Source organism: Luteimonas sp. 22616, assembly GCF_052044325.1.
In the GTDB taxonomy this organism is placed as follows: domain Bacteria; phylum Pseudomonadota; class Gammaproteobacteria; order Xanthomonadales; family Xanthomonadaceae; genus Luteimonas.
This window is the reverse complement of sequence record NZ_JBQEMW010000001.1, coordinates 1,977,715-1,995,358: the sequence shown is the minus strand read 5'-3', so window position 1 is coordinate 1,995,358 and position 17,644 is coordinate 1,977,715. Positions and strand designations below refer to the sequence as shown.

Annotated in this window: 18 protein-coding genes; 3 read left to right on the top strand and 15 right to left on the bottom strand. The window is 68.2% G+C overall.

What is annotated here, in order from left to right:
* Window positions 1-8: 8 nt before the first annotated feature.
* The 10 genes from ACTJIL_RS09155 to ACTJIL_RS09110 all read right to left on the bottom strand — a co-directional run bounded on the left by ACTJIL_RS09155 (window position 9) and on the right by ACTJIL_RS09110 (window position 10,992).
* Entirely contained in the window at window positions 9-698 is a 690-nt protein-coding gene (locus tag ACTJIL_RS09155; protein ID WP_440755206.1) for a Fe2+-dependent dioxygenase, read from the bottom strand.
* Between the two features lie 55 nt (window positions 699-753).
* Window positions 754-3,096 carry a catecholate siderophore receptor Fiu gene (locus ACTJIL_RS09150; RefSeq protein WP_440755205.1) on the bottom strand — a complete coding sequence of 781 codons (2,343 nt, stop codon included), beginning with the start codon at window positions 3,094-3,096 and terminating at the stop codon, window positions 754-756.
* A gap of 425 nt (window positions 3,097-3,521) precedes the next feature.
* The gene (locus ACTJIL_RS09145) at window positions 3,522-3,842 is read right to left on the bottom strand and encodes a non-heme iron oxygenase ferredoxin subunit (protein WP_440755204.1); all 321 of its coding nucleotides are present in this window, start codon (window positions 3,840-3,842) and stop codon (window positions 3,522-3,524) included.
* Window positions 3,843-3,931: 89 nt separating this feature from the next.
* Window positions 3,932-4,456: a GNAT family N-acetyltransferase gene (locus ACTJIL_RS09140; protein ID WP_440755203.1), complete on the bottom strand. Its 525-nt coding sequence runs from the start codon at window positions 4,454-4,456 to the stop codon at window positions 3,932-3,934.
* 122 nt (window positions 4,457-4,578) lie between these two features.
* Window positions 4,579-5,838: a cysteine desulfurase gene (locus ACTJIL_RS09135; protein WP_440755202.1), complete on the bottom strand. Its 1,260-nt coding sequence runs from the start codon at window positions 5,836-5,838 to the stop codon at window positions 4,579-4,581.
* Window positions 5,835-7,091, bottom strand: a complete 1,257-nt coding sequence (gene sufD / locus ACTJIL_RS09130; RefSeq protein WP_440755201.1) for a Fe-S cluster assembly protein SufD — start codon at window positions 7,089-7,091, stop codon at window positions 5,835-5,837. Before sufD ends, ACTJIL_RS09135 begins: the two co-directional genes overlap by 4 nt.
* Window positions 7,091-7,855 (bottom strand): Fe-S cluster assembly ATPase SufC, encoded by a 765-nt coding sequence (sufC, locus tag ACTJIL_RS09125; RefSeq protein ID WP_440755200.1) that lies wholly within the window; start codon window positions 7,853-7,855, stop codon window positions 7,091-7,093. The genes sufD and sufC overlap by 1 nt, the downstream gene beginning before the upstream one ends.
* Before the next feature lie 9 nt (window positions 7,856-7,864).
* Window positions 7,865-9,067 (bottom strand): kelch repeat-containing protein, encoded by a 1,203-nt coding sequence (locus ACTJIL_RS09120; RefSeq protein WP_440755199.1) that lies wholly within the window; start codon window positions 9,065-9,067, stop codon window positions 7,865-7,867.
* The gene (gene sufB / locus ACTJIL_RS09115) at window positions 9,067-10,509 is read right to left on the bottom strand and encodes a Fe-S cluster assembly protein SufB (RefSeq protein WP_440755198.1); all 1,443 of its coding nucleotides are present in this window, start codon (window positions 10,507-10,509) and stop codon (window positions 9,067-9,069) included. Before sufB ends, ACTJIL_RS09120 begins: the two co-directional genes overlap by 1 nt.
* A gap of 15 nt (window positions 10,510-10,524) precedes the next feature.
* Window positions 10,525-10,992 (bottom strand): SUF system Fe-S cluster assembly regulator, encoded by a 468-nt coding sequence (locus tag ACTJIL_RS09110; protein WP_440755197.1) that lies wholly within the window; start codon window positions 10,990-10,992, stop codon window positions 10,525-10,527.
* Between the two features lie 221 nt (window positions 10,993-11,213).
* Between ACTJIL_RS09110 and ACTJIL_RS09105 the strand changes: the two genes are divergently transcribed.
* From ACTJIL_RS09105 to ACTJIL_RS09095, 3 genes are all read left to right on the top strand, one after another.
* A complete protein-coding gene (locus tag ACTJIL_RS09105; RefSeq protein ID WP_440755196.1) occupies window positions 11,214-11,462 on the top strand; it encodes a hypothetical protein in 249 nt (82 codons plus the stop codon).
* An 89-nt stretch (window positions 11,463-11,551) separates the two neighbouring features.
* Entirely contained in the window at window positions 11,552-12,022 is a 471-nt protein-coding gene (locus ACTJIL_RS09100; protein ID WP_440755195.1) for an SET domain-containing protein, read from the top strand.
* Window positions 12,023-12,223: 201 nt separating this feature from the next.
* Entirely contained in the window at window positions 12,224-14,452 is a 2,229-nt protein-coding gene (locus tag ACTJIL_RS09095) for a DUF5916 domain-containing protein (protein ID WP_440755194.1), read from the top strand.
* A 27-nt stretch (window positions 14,453-14,479) separates the two neighbouring features.
* Here the strand turns inward: ACTJIL_RS09095 and ACTJIL_RS09090 are convergent, their stop codons facing one another.
* The 5 genes from ACTJIL_RS09090 to ACTJIL_RS09070 all read right to left on the bottom strand — a co-directional run bounded on the left by ACTJIL_RS09090 (window position 14,480) and on the right by ACTJIL_RS09070 (window position 17,441).
* Entirely contained in the window at window positions 14,480-15,187 is a 708-nt protein-coding gene (locus tag ACTJIL_RS09090) for a hypothetical protein (RefSeq protein WP_440755193.1), read from the bottom strand.
* A gap of 8 nt (window positions 15,188-15,195) precedes the next feature.
* Window positions 15,196-15,759: a DUF1439 domain-containing protein gene (locus ACTJIL_RS09085; protein WP_440755192.1), complete on the bottom strand. Its 564-nt coding sequence runs from the start codon at window positions 15,757-15,759 to the stop codon at window positions 15,196-15,198.
* Window positions 15,760-15,965: 206 nt separating this feature from the next.
* Window positions 15,966-16,397: a hypothetical protein gene (locus ACTJIL_RS09080; protein WP_440755191.1), complete on the bottom strand. Its 432-nt coding sequence runs from the start codon at window positions 16,395-16,397 to the stop codon at window positions 15,966-15,968.
* A gap of 113 nt (window positions 16,398-16,510) precedes the next feature.
* On the bottom strand, window positions 16,511-16,804 hold the full coding sequence (locus ACTJIL_RS09075; RefSeq protein ID WP_440755190.1) for a helix-hairpin-helix domain-containing protein: 294 nt from the start codon (window positions 16,802-16,804) through the stop codon (window positions 16,511-16,513).
* A gap of 1 nt (window position 16,805) precedes the next feature.
* The gene (locus tag ACTJIL_RS09070; RefSeq protein ID WP_440755189.1) at window positions 16,806-17,441 is read right to left on the bottom strand and encodes a LysE family translocator; all 636 of its coding nucleotides are present in this window, start codon (window positions 17,439-17,441) and stop codon (window positions 16,806-16,808) included.
* Between the last annotated feature and the right edge of the window lie 203 nt (window positions 17,442-17,644).

Sequence of the window (17,644 nt, the reverse complement as noted above, 5' to 3'; positions counted from 1 at the left end):
TTACTCCTTCAGGTCTCCGCCCAGCGCCGCAGCAGGTTGTGGTACACGCCGGTCAGCTGCAGCAACGCCGCGCGATCGGCGCCGGATTGGGTCAGGCTCTGGATCGAGGCATCGAGTTCGAACAGCATCCGCCGCTGGCCGTCGTCGCGGACCAGGCTCTGTACCCAGAAGAACGACGCCAGCCGTGCGCCACGCGTAACCGGCTCGACCCGGTGCAGGCTGCTCGACGGATAGATGATCAGGTCGCCGGCCGGCAGCTTGACCTCGTGTTCGCCATAGGTGTCATGGACGACCAGTTCGCCGCCGTCGTATTCCTCCGGCTCGCACAGGAACAGCGTGCACGACACGTCGGTACGCAATGTCCCGGTCGGTTGTCCCGGGATGGCGACGTGCATCACCGAACCGTCGACATGCAGCCCGTACTGGCCGTCGCCCTGGTAGCGGTTGAAGCGTGGCGGCAGCGTGCGCAGCGGCAGCACCGCGGCGTGGTAGAGCGGGCTGGCGGCCAGTGCCGCGAGCACCGCGGCGCCCAGTTCGCGCGCCAGCGGCGAGCCGTCGGCCAGCTGCTGGTTGCGCTTGACCTGCGCCCCCTGCGCACCGACCGTCGCCTTGCCGTCGATCCACTCGCCGCCGTCGAGCGCCTTGCGAAAACGCGCGACCTGCGCGGCGTCGAGGATGGCGGGAATGTGCAGCAGCATGGCAGTGTTTCCTCCGGGCCTTGGCCGGGGCGCGGACGCCCCGGCCGGTGCAGGATCAGAAGCGGATGTCGGCGCTGAGCACGAAGGTGCGCGGCGCGCCCGGAGTGTAGCGGTAGCCGCTCTTGTTGATCGCGGCGACGTACTGCTTGTCGAACAGGTTGTAGCCGTTCAGGCGCAGGCTGATGCTGTCGTTGATCGCGTATGACACCACCGCGTCATACACCGTCCACGACTTGGTGTACTCCGGCGTGCCCACGGCGCCGTCGGTGCCCTTGTGCAGGCCACCGGTGTAGCGGACGCCGCCGCCGACGGTCAGGCCGAACGGGAACTGGTAGGTCGTCCAGCTGGTGACCGCCTCGTCCGGTGTGTAGGTCAGCTGGTTGCTGCCATCCTCGGTCACGCCGGCACCTTCCTTGACCGTGGCGTCCTGGTACAGGTAGCCCAGCGAGAGGTTCCAGTTGTCGGTGATGTTGCCGACCGCGGAGATTTCGACGCCCTGCACGCGCTTCTCGCCGGTCTGCGAATAGCCGCCGGGTGCGGTGTCGTCGACGGTGATCTCGTTGGTCACGTTGGTCTGGAACAGCGCCAGGTTCAGCGCCAGGCCGCTTCCGGGCGTCACCCACTTGGCGCCGACCTCGTAGGTCCTGGCCTTCTGCGGATCGTTGTTGACGTTGTCGGCGCTGTTGGCGGCGGTGCTCAGGCTGAAGTTGGCGCCGCCCGGCGGCTGCTGCGACAGCGCGGCGTTGGCGTAGAGGCTCAGCGCTTCGACCGGCTTGTACACCGCACCGACCTTGTAGTTGAGCAGGGTGTCGGAGGACTTCAGGTCGGCGGTGGGGATGATGCTGCCGTCGGCGACGCCGCTCGGGCAGGCGATGCCGCGGCGTGGCAGCGGGACGACCGTGGTGCAGATGCCCGTGGCGTCATAGTTCGTGGTGTAGCGATCGGCGCGGATACCGGCGGTGAGCAGGAAGCGTTCGCCGAACTTCAGTGTGTCGAACGCATACAGCGCGGCGGTGTCGGTCTTGCCGTTGGCAACCGTGCCATTGCGACCATGGACCAGCGCGCCGGCATCGCGCCAGTCGGGGTTGTACAGGTTGGCCGGCTCGAGGTCGCTGTCGATGGCGATGCCGTGGGCGGTCTGCTCTTCGCGCGTCAGCTCCAGGCCGGCGCTGAGGAAGTGGTCGACCGCGCCGGTGCTGAAATCCGCGCGCAGGTTCAGTTGGTCGGTGAGGATCCTGTTCTCCTGGTCGCGGGAGCTGAAAGTGCCGCGCACCAGGGTGTAGGTGGATAGGTCGTCCTTGTCCGTCCAGCGGATGTTGCCGGCCTGTTCGTCGTCGACAGTGCCGCCGGTGCTCATGAACGCCGTGATCAGGTAGTCCTGCTCGGTCTTGCCCCAGCGCAGCGTGTTGGTCAGTTTCAGCGTGTCGGAGAAATCATGCTCGAACCGCAGCGTGGCCATCTGCGCGGTCACGTCGTCGTGGTCGAACGCGCTGCCGTAGAAGTTTTCCGGATCGACCGTATGCCCGGCCAATTGTTCCAGGCCCGGCTGCGGCACCCAGCTCGGCAGGCCAATGGTCGGCACGAGCCCGTCCGGTACGTTGTCCTGCTTCACGTACAGCAGGTTGAGGAACGCGCGGGTATCGGTACCCAGCCCGAAGCCGAGCGACGGCGCGATGCCCCAGCGCGAATTGTTGACGTGGTCGCGGCCGGCGACATCGCTGTCCTGCCACATCGCGTTCAGGCGCAGTGCGCTGGTGTCGCCCAGGCGGGCGTTCCAGTCGGCGGTGGCGCGCTGCTGGCCGTCGTTGCCGACGGAGACGCCGCCGGAGATCGCGTCGCGCAGGTTGGCCTGCTTGGACACCAGGTTGATCGCACCGGTCGGCGCCGAACGGCCGGTGTCCGTGCCCGCCGGGCCCTTCACCACTTCAACCTGGTCGATGTTGAACAGGTCGCGCGACACCGCGCCGAGGTCGCGCGTGCCGTCGACGAAGATGCTGTTGGAGGTGTCGAAGCCACGCATGTACAGCGCGTCGCCGGTGGTGGTGTTGCCGTTTTCACCGGCATAGAACGTGCCCACGCCGGGGCTGTTGCGCAGCGCCTCAGTCAGGGTGGTGGCGCCTTGCTGCTGGAGCAGCTCCTTGCCGAATACCTCGATGGTTTGCGGCGTGTCCTGCAGCGTCTGGGTGAACTTGGGCGACACCACGAAGCTGTTCAGGCCGTGCACTTCGACCTTGTCGAGAGTCTTGGCCTGCGGCTCCGGGCTGGGGCCGGAATCGACCTCCTGGGCAACGGCGCTGGCCGGCAGCCCCAGCGCCAGGCTGGTCAGCAGGGTGGCGGCGGTCAGGGACTGGGGCGACTTCGCCGGAACGGCGTGCTTGCGACTCTTGATGTGGGCCATGGTGTCTTCGTTGCGATGTGGGAGGCGCCAGGGCTCCGCGCACGCGGGCGGGAGGCAACGGGCGACCGGAACCTCGTAGCGGGCCTGTGGGCGGGCTGGGGGCGGCTTGGGGTCGACGCGATCCGCGGAAGCCAAGGGCCCAGGTCTGTCGTGGGCGTTGGCGCCGGAGAGGGCGGCGGGGTGCGCGTATTCAACCGCAAACGATAATGATTCGCAATGCTTTTCGCATCTGGCGGCGGCGTGGGGCGTGCCCCTGCGCGGTTGTCGCGGTGCCTGGCTCTTGTGGGATCGGCTTCAGCCGCGAGCTTTTCCTGATGATCCGAGCGGGATGGAATTCACCGGATTCCATCACCCAAAAGCGCGCGGCTGAAGTCGCTCCCGCCAGAGAAAGCTGTTGCCGCAGGGGGGAAAGGTGGCGGTGAACCCTAGCGGTCGTCGCGCGTCCAGACCGCGCCGTCCTCGACCTTCACCGGGAACTTCGCCACCGGCGCGTAGGCCGGTGCGCACAGCGCCCGCCCGTCGCGGACGTCGAACTTCGCGCCGTGCAGGGTGCATTCGATCGTCGCATCGGCGCCGTCGAAGTTGCCGGCCGACAGCTCGAAGTCCTCATGGCTGCAGCGGTCCTCCAGCGCATAGAAGTCGCCGTCGACGTTGAACACGATGATCGGCGTGTCGCCGTCCCAGGCTACTGCGGTCTCGCCCGGTAGCAGTTCGGAGGTGGCGCAGACGCGGATCCAGTCGGACATGGCAGGCACTCGTGTCGGATACGGTCATTGTAGGAGCGCCCGATGGGCGCGATGGCATGCCTCGAAGGCATCGCGCCCATGGGGCGCTCCTACAGGGGCTTTTCGAGGACCTCGAAACGCAGATCGTCGCGTTTGGCAATGCCGAAGCGCTCGTCTCCATGCGGGAAGGGCTTGTACACGCCAGTGCGGCGGTAGCCCCGGCGCTCGTAGAAGGCGATCAGCTCGTCGCGGATGTCGATCACGGTCATGCGCATGTCGGGCAGCTGCCATTCGTCGCGCGCGATGCGTTCGCATTGCGCCAGCAGCGCCTTGCCGATCCCGCCGCCCTGCAGGCCGGGCACCACCGAGAACATGCCGAAATAACCGTGGCCACCCTCGTCGGCGACGTGCGCGCAGGCCAGCAGCGCGCCGTCGCGCTCGGCGAGCACGACGCGGCTGCGTGGGCGCTCAATGTCCACCCGCAGCACGTCGGGATCGATGCGGTTGCCGTCGAGGAAGTCGGCCTCGGTGGTCCAGCCAGCGCGGCTGGCATCGCCGCGGTAGGCGGAGGTGACGAGGGCGACGATGGCGTCGACGTCGGTCGCAGTGGCGTCGCGGAAGCTGAGTTCGGTCATGTGTGATCCGGTTTCGGAAATTGCAGGAGCGGCGGAAGCCGCGACCTCCGCCATCGGAAAGACGCCCCCGGCTTCCGCCGCTCCTGCAGGTCGCGCGGGACGCGGAATGGACGGCAGGCGCTTCAGGCCAGCAGGCCGCGCACCTTGCTCAGCGCGGCGACGAAGGCCTCGATCTCCTCGTGGGTGTTGTAGAACGCCAGCGACGCGCGGCAGGTGGCGCCGATGCCGAACCACTGGAGCAGCGGATGCGCGCAGTGCTGGCCCGAGCGGATCGCCACGCCTTCGATGTCGAGCAGGGTGGCCAGGTCGTGCGCGTGCGCGCCCTCGACCAGGAACGAGACCACCGCGGCCTTGCCAGGGGCGGTGCCATAGACGCGCAGGCCATCGACCCTGGCCAGTTCCTCATCGAGGTGCGCCAGCAGTTCCTGTTCGCGCGCCTCGACGTGGGTCATGCCCAGTGCATCGAGGTAGTCGACCGCCGCGCCCAGCCCGGCGAAGCCGGCGATGTTGGGCGTGCCGGCCTCGAACTTCCGCGGCGCGTCGTTGAACACGGTGCCGTCGAAGCGCACCTCCTTGATCATCTCGCCGCCGCCGATGAACGGCGGCATCGCCTCCAGGTGCTCACGCCGCGCCCATAGCGCGCCGGTGCCGGTGGGGCCGCACATCTTGTGGCCGGTGAGGGCGTAGAAGTCGCAGCCGATCGCGGCGACATCGACCGGTCGGTGCGGCAGCGCCTGCGAGCCGTCGACGACGGTGACGATGCCGCGCCGGCGTGCCTCGTGGCAGATCTCGCGCACGGGATTGACCGTGCCCAGTACGTTGCTGACGTGGGCGACGGCGAGCAGCTTCACGTCCGCGGTCATCCTGGCCCGCAGCATGTCCATGTCGAGCGCGCCGTCGGGCAACAGCTCCACGACCTCGATGCGCGCGCCGGTGCGCTGCGCCACCAGCTGCCACGGCACGATGTTGGCGTGGTGCTCCATGCGCGTGAGCAGGATCGTGTCGCCGGCCTTGAGCCGTGGCAGCGCCCACGAATACGCGACCAGGTTGATCGCGAAGGTGGTGCCGCTGCACAGCACCAACTCGTCGGGGCGGACGTTGATGAAGCGCGCCAGCTTGCGCCGCGCATTTTCGTAGAGCTCGGTCGCCTCGCCGCCAAGGGTGTGCACGGCGCGGCTGACGTTGGCGTTGTGCTGGCGGTAGAAATCATCGACCGCCTCGATCACCGCCGCCGGCTTCTGCCCGGTGTTGGCCGAATCGAAGTAGACCAGCGGCTTGCCGTTGACCTCGCGCCGCAGCAGCGGGAAGTCGCCGCGCACGCGCGCCCAGTCGATCGGGCTGCTGTCCGCCGCTCGGGAGCCGGTGGCGGGTGCGGGCGTCATGCGTCGCCCACCAGCGACGCCAGCGCCGCATCGAGTCGGGCTTCCAGCGCAGCGCGCAGCGAGTCGGAGGCGACCACGCCCAGCGGTTCGCGCACGAAGGCGACGGTCAGCAGGCGGCGCGCATCGGTTTCCGGCAGGCCGCGCGAGCGCAGGTAGAACATCGCGGTCGGGTCGAGCTGGCCTACGGTCGCGCCGTGCGCGGCCTTGACCTCGTCGGCGTGGATCACCAGCACCGGCTGGGTGTCGATCTCCGCGCCCTCGGACAGCAACAGGTTCTTGTTCGACAGGTTGGCGTCGCTGCCGTCCGCGCCTTCATGGATGGTGATGCCGCCGTGGAACACCGCGCGACCGCGACCGGCGCCGATTCCGCGCCAGGTCAGTTCGCAGGCGGTGTCGCGGGCGACGTGCTCGACGCCAAGGCGGGTGTCGAGGTGGCGCTTGCCGGTGGCCAGCAGCACGCCGTTGGCGACCAGGCGCGCGCGGTCGCCCTCGAGGCGCACGTTGAGTTCATGGCGCGACAACGCGGCGCCCAGTTCCAGGTCAAGGCGCCGGTATTCGGCGTCCTCGGCGACGATGGCGTCTGTGCGCAGGAAGGTGGTCGCGCCTTCGGCGGCGTCGTGGATCCGGGCGTGGCGCAGGCGCGCGCGCGCGGCCAGGCGCAGCGAGAGCGTCGCGGTGTCAAGGTGGCGGTGCGCGCCTGCGGCCAGGTGGTGCTCGGCGAGCACCAGCGAGGCGTCTTCGCCGACTTCGACGGCGTGGCGCAGGTGCCAGGCGCGGTCGGTGTCGGACGGTGCGCCAATGAAGACCAGGTGCAGCGGGGTTTCGATCTGCGCGCCGGCCTCGACGCGGAGCATGGCGCCAGTCCGCGCGAGTGCGGCGTTGAGATTGGCGAACACCTCGTCGCCGGGGCCGTGCGCGTCGGTGCCGGCCTCGGGCATCGATCCGCCGGCGCTGCCGGGCGCCAGCGTGACGCCGTGGGGCAGCGCGCCGAGGTCCGAGTGCGCGGGATCGTGGACGCCGTTGACGAAGACCAGCCGCGGCGCCGGGATGCCCGCGAGCAACGTCGGATCGAACGCCGCGACGGCGGCCTCGACGGGCGCGAATGCACGACGTTCCAGTGCGCGCAGCGGGGTGTACTTCCATGCCTCGCTGCGGGGGCCGGGCAGGCCGTCGCGCACGATCGCATCGAGCACCGGTTTGCGAGCTGCGTCGCCCGCGAAACCGGAAACCAACGAGTCGAGCAGGGCGCTCATCAGGCGGTCGCCCCCGGCGCGATGCGGTCCTTGACCCACGCATAGCCGTGCGCTTCGAGTTCCAGCGCCAGTTCCGGCCCGCCGCTCTCGACGATGCGGCCATCGGCCAGCACGTGCACGACGTCCGGCTTGATGTAGTCCAGCAGGCGCTGGTAGTGGGTGATGACGAGGAACGCGCGCTCCGGCGAGCGCAGCGCGTTGACGCCCTCGGCCACGGTCTTCAGCGCGTCGATGTCGAGGCCCGAGTCGGTCTCGTCGAGGATCGCCAGGCGCGGCTCCAGCACCGCGAGCTGGAAGATCTCGTTGCGCTTCTTCTCGCCGCCCGAGAACCCCTCGTTGACGCCGCGATGCAGCAGCTGGTCGTCCAGGTGCAGCACGGCGAGTTTCTCGCGCACGATCTTCAGGAACTGCATCGAATCCAGTTCCGGATCGCCACGGGTCTTGCGCTGCGCGTTGAGCGCGCTGCGCAGGAAGTAGGTGTTGTTCACGCCGGGGATTTCCACCGGGTACTGGAACGCCAGGAACACGCCGGCTGCGGCGCGCTCCTCGGGTTCGAGTTCGAGCAGGTCGCGGCCGTCGTACTGCACGCTGCCTTCGGTGATGTCGTAGCCCTCGCGGCCGGCGAGGATGTTGCCGAGCGTCGACTTGCCGGCGCCGTTGGGACCCATGATGGCGTGCACTTCGCCGGGCTTCACCTCGAGTGACAGGCCCTTGAGGATTTCGCGGCCGGCAACGGACGCATGGAGGTTTTCGATCTTGAGCATGTCGGGTATTCAGTTCGTTGACGTGGGGTGTGCGTTGTCGGTGCGCGTAGCAGGGGAGAACAGCCAAGCCTCCCGGCTGACGCGGATATCGGGGTCGTACCCGCCTGCGACGAGGATTCGACCGTCGTCGAGCGCCGTGGCCGTCGCGAACGCGAGTTGCTGGCCGATGCGTTCGCCAACAGGGGTGAACTTGCTGCCATCGGCTGCGAGCACTCCGGCGCGCGCGCCGCCACCGGCGACCAGCACGCTACCGTCGGCGAGCCTCACCAGCGAGTCGAGAAACTTGTAGCGTCCGGCGGCCATGCGCGGACCCGTCGCGATACCGTCGGCGCTCCACCATTCACTGTCGGCGAAATGGCCGTCGGCTTCCGGGATTGATGCGCCGCCGAGCAGCAATACGCGGTCACCCATGGCGATCGCGGCATGCTTGTGGCGAGCACGCGCCAATGACCCGGCGGGGGTGAATGCATTGGTCGTCGGGTCGAAGACCTCGAGCGTTGCGAGAACCTCATTGCCGGAGCGCGAACCGCCGGCAACGAGGACGCGGCCGTCCGCCAGCAGGGTCGCGGTGTGCGACATCCGCGGCTCCGACATCGAACCGGCGCTGCGCGAGCGTCCGGTCGCAGGTTCGTAACGTTCGGCCGAGGCGAGCCTGCGCATCCCGTCGCCGTAACCACCGGCAATCAGGATGGTGCCGTCGGCGAGCAGCGTCGCACTGAAGCCGTCACGCGGTTCGAGCATCCGCCCCTGTGCTTCGAATCGCCCGGTTTCCGGCGCGTAACGTTCGACGAGGTCGGTGACGCCTGTGCGCGTCCAGCCGCCAAACAGCAGGATCGAGCCGTCGGCGAGTGCGATGGCGCGATGCCCCACCCGCGGCTGCACCAGCTTGCCCGCTGGCGAGAATCCGGCGGACACGGGATCGAACAGGATCGCGTCGTCGGCGATGCCTTCTTCGCAACCATCGGCAACGCAACCGCCAGCGATCAGGACGCGTCCGTCGCGAAGCCGAGTCGCGGAGTGCGCTGCGCGCGGCGACGGCATCGAGCCAATGGCGACCAGCACTGGCGGGGCGGCAGTGGGTTCGCCCTGTGCCGCAGATGGCCTCTGTGCCTGGGCGGCGACGGGGGGCGCTTCCGGGGTGCCGGCGTCGCAGGCTGCAGCGACAATCAAGCACAAGCCAATCAGCCAGCAGGGGCGCAGCAGGTATCGCATCAGCCGACCGAGCCTTCCAGGCTCACTTCCAGCAATTTCTTCGCCTCCACCGCGAACTCCATCGGCAGCTCGCGGAACACCTGCTTGCAGAAACCGTCGACGATCAGGCTCACCGCGTCTTCCTGCGAGATGCCGCGCGAGCGGCAATAGAACATCTGGTCGTCGGAGATCTTCGAGGTGGTGGCCTCGTGCTCGACGGTGGCGCCGGGGTTCTTCACCTCGATGTAGGGGAAGGTGTGCGCGCCACACTTCTTGCCGATCAGCAGCGAATCGCACTGGGTGTAGTTGCGCGCGCCGTCGGCCGAGGCGGCCACCTTGACCAGGCCGCGGTAGGTGTTCTGGCCGCGGCCGGCGCTGATGCCCTTGCTGATGATCTTGCTCTTGGTGCGCTTGCCCAGGTGGATCATCTTGGTGCCGGTGTCGGCCTGCTGGCGGTGGTGGGTGAGCGCCACCGAGTGGAATTCGCCCACCGAGTCGTCGCCCAGCAGCACGCAGGACGGATACTTCCAGGTGATCGCCGAGCCGGTCTCGACCTGGGTCCAGGTGACCTTGCTGCGGTCGCCGCGGCATTCGGCGCGCTTGGTGACGAAGTTGTAGATGCCGCCGCGGCCTTCCTCGTCGCCCGGATACCAGTTCTGCACGGTCGAGTACTTGATTTCGGCGTCTTCCAGCGCCACCAGTTCCACCACCGCCGCGTGCAGCTGGTTCTCGTCGCGCATCGGCGCGGTGCAGCCTTCGAGGTACGAAACGTGGCCCCGGTCCTCGCAGATGATCAGGGTGCGCTCGAACTGGCCGGTGTGGCCGGCATTGATGCGGAAGTAGGTGGACAGCTCCATCGGGCAGCGCACGCCGGCGGGGATGAACACGAACGAGCCGTCGGAGAACACCGCCGAGTTGAGCGCGGCGAAGTAGTTGTCACCGGTGGGCACCACGCTGCCCAGGTACTGTTTCACCAGGTCCGGATGGTCCTTGATGGCCTCGGACATCGAGCAGAAGATGACGCCCTTCTCGGCGAGTTCCTTGCGGAACGTGGTGCCGACCGAGACCGAGTCGAACACCGCGTCCACCGCCACGCCGGCGAGCTTCGCCCGTTCGTGCAGCGGCACGCCGAGCTTGTCGTAGGTGTCGAGCAGCTCCTTGGGCACCTCGTCGAGCGACTTGTATTTCGGGCCCTTGGGCGCGGAGTAGTAGCTGATCGACTGGAAATCGATCGGCGCGATCTTCAGCTTCGCCCAGTGCGGCACCGGCATGGTCAGCCAGTGGCGGTAGGCGGCGACGCGCCATTCCGCCATCCACTCGGGCTCTTCCTTCTTCGCCGACAGCGCGCGCACCACGTCCTCCGACAGGCCGGGCGCGAAGCTGTCCGACTCGATGTCGGTGATGAAGCCGGCCGAATAGCGGCGGCCGAGCTGTTCGATGATTTCTGCGTTTTCGACGGACATATCGGGTTCTTTGCCTCAGCTGGCGGTCAGGCGCGCGGGGATCGCGCGGCCACTCGACGGCTTGCCGGAAGTTGGAATGAATTGCGGCGACAGCATCTGCGCCAGCGACACGCCGCGCAGCGCGTCGGCGACGACGTCGTTGATCCGGCGCCAGTTGGCGCGCACGCCGCAGGAATCCTCGATCCCGCAGCTGCCGGCATGGACGCTGCATTCGGTCATGCCGAGCGGGCCTTCCATCGCCTCGACGATCTCGAACAGCGAGATGGCCTCGGCCGGCCGCGACAGCCGATAGCCGCCGTTGGCGCCGCGGAAGGCCTCGACCAGGCCGGCCTGGGCCAGCGGCTTGAGCAGCTTGGCCACCGTGGGCGCTTCCAGCCCGGCGCGTTCGGCCAGGCCGGTGGCGCTGGCGACGACGTCGGGTTCGCTCGCCAGTACTGTCAGTACGACGGTCGCGTAATCGGTGAGTTTGGTGACTCGGAGCATGGCGGCTGGCTCGAAGCGGTCGGGCCGCCTCTGGCTGTCTTTCAATCAGGACCGAAATTGTACTCTTTCGACAATCGAGGGTTCAAGCCTGCCGGGCGCGTGCCCCGTACCGCGTGGAGGGATGACGGCTGTCACCCCCGATGCCTGACGGGCGCGCATGGCGCCGGTCGTGGTCGCGCGGACAATGAATGGCGTCTCCCGACGAAAGGAAGAAGCCCGCCATGAACGTGCGCACCGATCCTCGCAGCAGCTTCGAAACCGCCCTGCACAACGTCGCCGGCCAGCTGGTCGAACGCGTTGCGACGTTGCCGGAAAAGGCCGCCCGCCCGCAGTTGCTGCGCTGGCTGCTGGCGATCGGCGCGATCTTCATCGCCTGGCGCATGTGGCGCGGGCTCAAGGGTCTGTTCTGGATCGCGTTCGGCCTGGGCATGGCATTGTTCTGGACCGGGATGTGGCGGGTCGTCTTCTGATCCGTCGCGGCGCGGCAGCCGCGATGCCCGCGTTGCGCGCAGCCGATGGGCCATAATCAGCCCCTCCTGCCGTCGCCTGGAACCGCGCAATGCCAAAGAAGAAAATCGCCGCCCGCCTGTCGCCCATCCACGGCAACGGCGTGTTCGCCACCGAGACCATCGAGAAGGGCGAGCGCGTCGTTCGCTACAAGGGCACGCTGCGCAGCCACGACGAAGTCGACGAGGAATACGGCGAGCTGGAGGAAGACGGCCATACCTTCCTGTTCACGCTCAACGACGATTACGTGGTCGACGCCAACGCCGGCGGCAACATCGCGCGCTGGATCAATCACAGCTGCAAGCCCAACTGCGAAGCGGTGATCGAGGAAAACCAGAACGGCAAGCGCCACAAGGACAAGGTGTTCATCGAGGCGATTCGCAAGATCAAGCCGGGCGAGGAGCTGACCTACAACTACGGCATCACCCTCGACGAGCCGCATACCGCCAAGCTCAAGAAGCTGTGGGCGTGCAAGTGCGGGGCGAAGAACTGCACCGGGACGATGCTCCAGCCCAAGCGCTGAGGCGTGGCGCGGGCCTGCGGGATGCAGGCCTGCGAAACCAGTCGCATTCATCGATCAGGAAGCCCGCCTCGGCGGGCTTCCGCGTTGCGGATGCAGCCGGTGGGCGAAAGGTTTGCATGACTTGTGCCAGTCGGTCGCGCCGAACCGGGCGGGTAACTTGCACGCACCCCGGGGCGACGCCCCGTACGAGATGGAATTCCGATGCGCGTTGCACGCCTTGCCCTTGCGCTTTCGACGTTGCTGTCCGCACCCGCGTTCGCGGTGGAAATCGATGGCCGCATCGACCCGGCCGAGTGGCAGGGCGCGCGCCACGTCACCGATTTCCGCAAGGTGCAGCCGCTGTCCGGCCAGCCGGCCTCGCAGCCGACCGAAGCCTGGATCCTGGCCACGCCCGAGGGGCTGGCGGTCGCGTTCCGCAACACCCAGCCGGCGTCGGTGCCGCGCACCAACCAGCGGGTGCAGCGCGACTTCGAGGAGCAGGTCGACCGGGTCAACCTGATGGTCGACTTCGACGGCGACGGCCGCACCGGCTACAACTTCACCGTGAGCTCCACCGATGGCGTGTTCGACGCCGTGGTCACCAACGAAACCCAGTTCAACAAGGACTGGGACGGCAACTGGAAGCATGCGGCCAGCAACGATGCCGACGGCTGGTCGGCCGAGATGCTGATCCCCTGGTACATCGCGCCGATGCGCAAGGGCAGTGACGGCAAACGCACGCTCAAGGTGTATGTCGACCGCGTTGTCGGTTCCACCGGCGAGCGCGTGGCGTGGCCGGCGGTGAGCTTCATGCAGTCGCGCTTCCTGTCGGGGTTCGAACCGCTCGAGGTGCCGGTATACAGCCAGTCGCTGCTGGCGGTCACGCCGTACGTGTCGGGCCTGTACGACAACGTCGGCGGCGGCAGCGACTTCGACGGCGGTGCGGACATCTTCTGGAAGCCCAATGGCCAGTTTCAGCTCACCGCCACGCTCAACCCGGATTTCGGCCAGGTCGAAAGCGACGACCTGGTGGTCAGCTTCGATGCCACCGAAACCTTCATCAGCGACAAGCGCCCGTTCTTCACCGAGAACCAGGGCATCTTCGAATACACCACGCCGTCCGATTACAGCCAGCTGCTGTACACGCGGCGGGTGGGCGGCCCGGCCGACGACGGCGAGGGCTCCGGCGACATCACCGCGGCGGTCAAGCTCAACGGCAGCCTCGGCGCGACCAAGTACGGCGTGTTCGCCGCCGACGAATCGGGCACGGTGGGCCGGACATTCGGCGCGCTGCGGCTGGTGCGCGATTTCAGCAGCCAGAACGTGGGCCTGATGCTGACCCGCGTCGACCGGCCGTACCTGGACCGCGAAGCGACTGTGCTGGGCGTCGACCATAACTGGCGGCCGAGCCCCCGCTGGAACATCCGCACCCGCCTGTTCGGCAGCCAGATCCGCCAGCCGGGCCAGGACTCGGATGACCTCGGTGCCACGATCTGGGCCGACTACGAGATGGACGGTGGCTGGCGCCAGCAGTGGATCGCGATGCACTTCGGCGACGAACTGCAGATCAACGACCTGGGCTACCTGTCGCAGAACGACCTCAACTACGGCCACTGGGAAGTGTCGCGCCGCTTCACCGGCCTGCCGGAGGAGTCGCGCTACGCGTCCAAGGACTGGCGCTGGCGCATCAGCCGGGTGACCAACGACCACGGCCAGCTGCTCAACGACCAGTTCCGGATGAGCCGCCGCAGCGAGCTGCGCAACGGCAGCAGCGAGTACGCGCAGATCAACGTCAACAGTTCCGGCGTGGACGACCTGCTCACCCGTGGCCACGGCGTGGTGAATCTGCCGGCGAACTTCAACGCCGCGTTCGAGTACGACAGGCCACGCAAGGGCAACTGGGCCTACGACTTCGAGGTGGATGCGGTCAGCGGCGGGCTCGCGGGCAACGACAAGATCGGCTACGCGATCGAGTTCGAGCCGACCTATTTCGTCAGCGATGCGCTCAGCCTCAACGCCGGCTTCTATGCCGACCGCTCGCCCGACTGGCTGGTCTGGCAGCACGACAACCTGATCGGCAGCTTCGAGGGCCGCGAGTGGCATTTCAACGCCGGGCTCGACTGGAGCATCGGCAGCCGCCAGGAACTGCGGGTGAAGCTGCAGACGCTGGCGATCGATGCGCGCGCGCTCCAGGCGTGGCGCGTGGACGGCTCGGGCAACGCGATACCCAGCGACGAGCCGATCGACGACTTCAGCGTGCGCAACCTCGGCTTCCAGATCCGCTATCGCTACGAACTGGCGCCGCTGTCGTACCTGTACGTGGTCTACGGCCGCGGCGGCTACCGCGAGGACCGGTTCTCGGAAGATCCGTTCGATGGCCTGCGCGACAGCTTCGACCTGCGCGACGACGAGCAGTTGCTGGTGAAGCTGAGCTACCGGTTCGAGATCTGACCGGGGCGATCGGCACCTGCGGCCGCCTTACTCCGCGGCCTTCACTTCCCGCAGGTCCGCCGACGCGATGCGCCACGCGCGCTGCTCGTCGGTGGCACCGTCGACGACGGTGCGGTGCAACGTATAGGTACCGGCGTAGCGGTGGACGTTGCCGTCGATGCGGGTCGCGGTCAGCGCCACCGGGACCTGGATGTAGCGCTGTCCGGCGCCGGCGTCGGCGTTGGTCGGTTCGCCGGTCGTGGCGACCACGTGCGCGGTATCGGCGAAACCGTCGACGAACTGCTGCGGTGTCTGCTTGCTGGCCCTGCCGCCGTCCGACCACAGCGCATAGGCGCGCGCATGGCTGCCGGCGTCGATCGCGGCGTAGTACTCGCGGATCACCGCGACTGCGTCCTGCGGCGTGGGTTCTGCCGGCATGCCGGTCGAAGCGGTACCGTCGATCGGCTCCGTTGCAGCGCCCGGCAGCAATCCGGTTTCGGGATTCAGCAGGTCCACCTGGTCCGCCGGTTCAGCTGCCACCACCGGCGGTGGCGGCTCACCGGACAGCGGCACTTCGCCCGGGCCGGGCCGCGAGGACATGCCGGTGATCGAGTCGCCGGGCTGGTCCGGTGCCGGCAGCGCGTCGTCCTGGCCGGCAGCCTGCTGCGCGTCGGTCGCGGAGCGGTTGTCGCATGCGGGCAGCGCAATGGCGCAGGCCAGGAGACAGGCGAGGGAGAGCTTCGAAGCAATGGACATGCACGACCTCAGCGATCCAGGTGGACGACGACGACCCCTTGCTCGATGCCGACGTTGCCGATGCGCTTGCCGGCGGGCAGCTTGGCGAGCAGGTCGGGATCGAGGCGATACACCGGCTCGGTGCGGGCGTATTCGGCGAGCAGGCTGTTGACCACGCCGCGCGCGCCGCCCTTGAGCAGGGTGCCGGAACCGGGCAGGTCGAACTGCTGCAGGTCCGGGTCGACCAGGTGCAGGCCCTGGGTGGACGGGTCGTAGCGCAGGCCGCTGGCCAGCGCGAGGTGGCCGGTCGGTGCGCCCTCGCCGCCGAGCGCACCCATGCCGACGTCGAACTCCAGCCGCAGCCGCGTATCGCCCGGCGGGATCGACAGCCGCGGGTTGGCCAGCGTCACCTCGACCAGCCCGCCGAGCTTGTCGAACGTGCGCGGGAAACGCTTGTCCAGCGAGTGCTGCAGCTGTGTCGGCGTGAACGCGACCTGGTCGTTGAGCCAGGCCGACAGCGCGCCGATCGTCGAGCATGCGGCGAGCAGTGCGACGGCGGCGGCGATGAGCAGGGGGCGCGTGGCGTTGCGCATGGGAAGTCCACGTGGCGAAGCGATGGCGCGCACCTTACGCGAACGAGGTGAACGCGGCATTAGGGGTGGGCGGGCGCGTCCGTCTGATGCCCTGTCGGCATCAGCTGCGATCGCGAACGCCCGACCGGGGATGGCCGGGCCGGACTTCCGGGGAGGGAAGGTCGCATCATGGATGGCGGCCGGCAAACCACGAGCGATGCCACGCCTCACGCCAGATCGGCCAGCACCTTGCGCCGCGGCTGCAGCCAGGCAACGAGCAGGCCGAGCAGCAACGTGGTCGCCACGCCGAACAGCAACTGCTTGACCACTAGTGCCGCAGGCAGGGGCTGCACCGCGTAGTAGATCAGGTAGCCAGGGACTGTCGAGAACAGCGCCATCGCCAGGCCGAAGCGCAGGCCCTGCATCGACGAGGAGCGGCCGCTGGAGAAGCCCTGCGCGTAGATCCAGGTCATCGCGAAACCGATCAGCACGTGCGCCAGCACCATCCAGTGCGCGTAGTGCTGGCTCTCGTCGTCGCTGCGGAACATCGCGCCCAGGGCGGCGTAGTCGGGCGCCAGCAGCAGGCCGTGCACGATGAAGCCGAGCAGCAACGCGGCGATCGACATGACCAGTCCGCAAACCCAGAACCGCTTGTCCATGGCGTGCTCCCTTGCAGGCAACGCATCGCGCGGGCTGCGCCGATGTCGCGGCGATGCTACTCCGCGCGCCGGACTGCGTCGACGGAGGCGATGACCGGATGCGAGCCGTTCGATCAGCGCCGGGTCGCCGCCAGATGGCGCTTGCGCTCCGGCGTGTAATGCCACCACGGATGCGGCGGTGCGCCTTCCATGAAGCGCACCGCGCTGATGAAGGTATCGATGACGCAGGGATCGTGGCGCACGCCGGTGACCGCGCACAGGCGCTCGTACAGCACGTAGGGATCCTTGCCGGCCAGCTGCGCGGGCCGCTCGATGCCGAGGTTGCGGAAATCCTCGACCATCGCCGGGCCGATGTTGGGGATGTCGGCCAGTTGCCGGGCTTCGCCCGCGGTGCGTGCCTTGGCCATGTCAGCCTCGCGGTTGCAGCGCGAGCCGCACGCCGATGCCGAGGAAGATGGTGCCGATCGCCCGTTGCCGCCAGCGTGCCAGGCGCGGACTGGCCGACAGTCGCCGGCCGAACCGGCCGATCACGAAGGCCAGGGTCGCGCTGTTGGCGAAGCCGATCGTCGACAGCAGCGCACCCAGCACCAGGAACTGCAGCCAGGCCATGCCGCGTTCGGGATGCACGAACTGCGGCAGGAAGGCCAGGAAGAACAGCGCGACCTTCGGGTTGAGCACGCCGGTGAGCACCGAGCGGCGATAGACATGCGCCTTCGCCGGCGGCGCGGCGACCGCTGCCGGCGCTTCGGCCTTGGCGCGCCAGGCCATGATGCCTAGCCACACCAGGTAGGCGGCGCCGGCGTACTTGAGCAGTTCGAACGCCAGCGCGGAAGTGGCCAGCAGCGCCGACAGCCCGAATCCCGCCGCGGTGGCGTGGATCAGGGTTGCGGTTTCGAGTCCCAGCCCGGCCTGCAATCCGCGGCGCGTCCCGCCCGCGACCGTTTGCGCGACGATCCACGCGGTGCCCGGCCCGGGGATCAGTACCAGCACCGTTGCGGCAGCGAGATAGGCGAGCAGGGTCGTTGCATCGAACAGTGACGTCACGGTATTGCTCCACGGGGCAGGGGGCGGACCAGGCCGGCGATGCGCAGCGGGCTGGCGCGCCTGTTTCCGCCAGCCTGGCTTCGGGGAAAAACGGAGTCTATGCCCGCACCCGTCCGTCGTGGACGGGGATGCGCAGACGCTGCGTTCCATGCGCGGACGAGGGGACACAAGGACGAGGGAAAACAAAAAGGCCGGAGCATTTC

Coding starts and splice junctions, on each gene's coding strand:
- sufB (WP_440755198.1), bottom strand. CDS start 10,509: ATGTCCGTCGAAAACGCAGAAATCATCGAACAGCTCGGCCGCCGCTAT.
- ACTJIL_RS09095 (WP_440755194.1), top strand. CDS start 12,224: ATGCGCGTTGCACGCCTTGCCCTTGCGCTTTCGACGTTGCTGTCCGCA.
- sufC (WP_440755200.1), bottom strand. CDS start 7,855: ATGCTCAAGATCGAAAACCTCCATGCGTCCGTTGCCGGCCGCGAAATC.
- ACTJIL_RS09085 (WP_440755192.1), bottom strand. CDS start 15,759: ATGCGCAACGCCACGCGCCCCCTGCTCATCGCCGCCGCCGTCGCACTG.
- ACTJIL_RS09100 (WP_440755195.1), top strand. CDS start 11,552: ATGCCAAAGAAGAAAATCGCCGCCCGCCTGTCGCCCATCCACGGCAAC.
- ACTJIL_RS09155 (WP_440755206.1), bottom strand. CDS start 698: ATGCTGCTGCACATTCCCGCCATCCTCGACGCCGCGCAGGTCGCGCGT.
- ACTJIL_RS09090 (WP_440755193.1), bottom strand. CDS start 15,187: ATGTCCATTGCTTCGAAGCTCTCCCTCGCCTGTCTCCTGGCCTGCGCC.
- ACTJIL_RS09080 (WP_440755191.1), bottom strand. CDS start 16,397: ATGGACAAGCGGTTCTGGGTTTGCGGACTGGTCATGTCGATCGCCGCG.
- ACTJIL_RS09140 (WP_440755203.1), bottom strand. CDS start 4,456: ATGACCGAACTCAGCTTCCGCGACGCCACTGCGACCGACGTCGACGCC.
- sufD (WP_440755201.1), bottom strand. CDS start 7,091: ATGAGCGCCCTGCTCGACTCGTTGGTTTCCGGTTTCGCGGGCGACGCA.
- ACTJIL_RS09110 (WP_440755197.1), bottom strand. CDS start 10,992: ATGCTCCGAGTCACCAAACTCACCGATTACGCGACCGTCGTACTGACA.
- ACTJIL_RS09075 (WP_440755190.1), bottom strand. CDS start 16,804: ATGGCCAAGGCACGCACCGCGGGCGAAGCCCGGCAACTGGCCGACATC.
- ACTJIL_RS09105 (WP_440755196.1), top strand. CDS start 11,214: ATGAACGTGCGCACCGATCCTCGCAGCAGCTTCGAAACCGCCCTGCAC.
- ACTJIL_RS09120 (WP_440755199.1), bottom strand. CDS start 9,067: ATGCGATACCTGCTGCGCCCCTGCTGGCTGATTGGCTTGTGCTTGATT.
- ACTJIL_RS09135 (WP_440755202.1), bottom strand. CDS start 5,838: ATGACGCCCGCACCCGCCACCGGCTCCCGAGCGGCGGACAGCAGCCCG.
- ACTJIL_RS09150 (WP_440755205.1), bottom strand. CDS start 3,096: ATGGCCCACATCAAGAGTCGCAAGCACGCCGTTCCGGCGAAGTCGCCC.
- ACTJIL_RS09145 (WP_440755204.1), bottom strand. CDS start 3,842: ATGTCCGACTGGATCCGCGTCTGCGCCACCTCCGAACTGCTACCGGGC.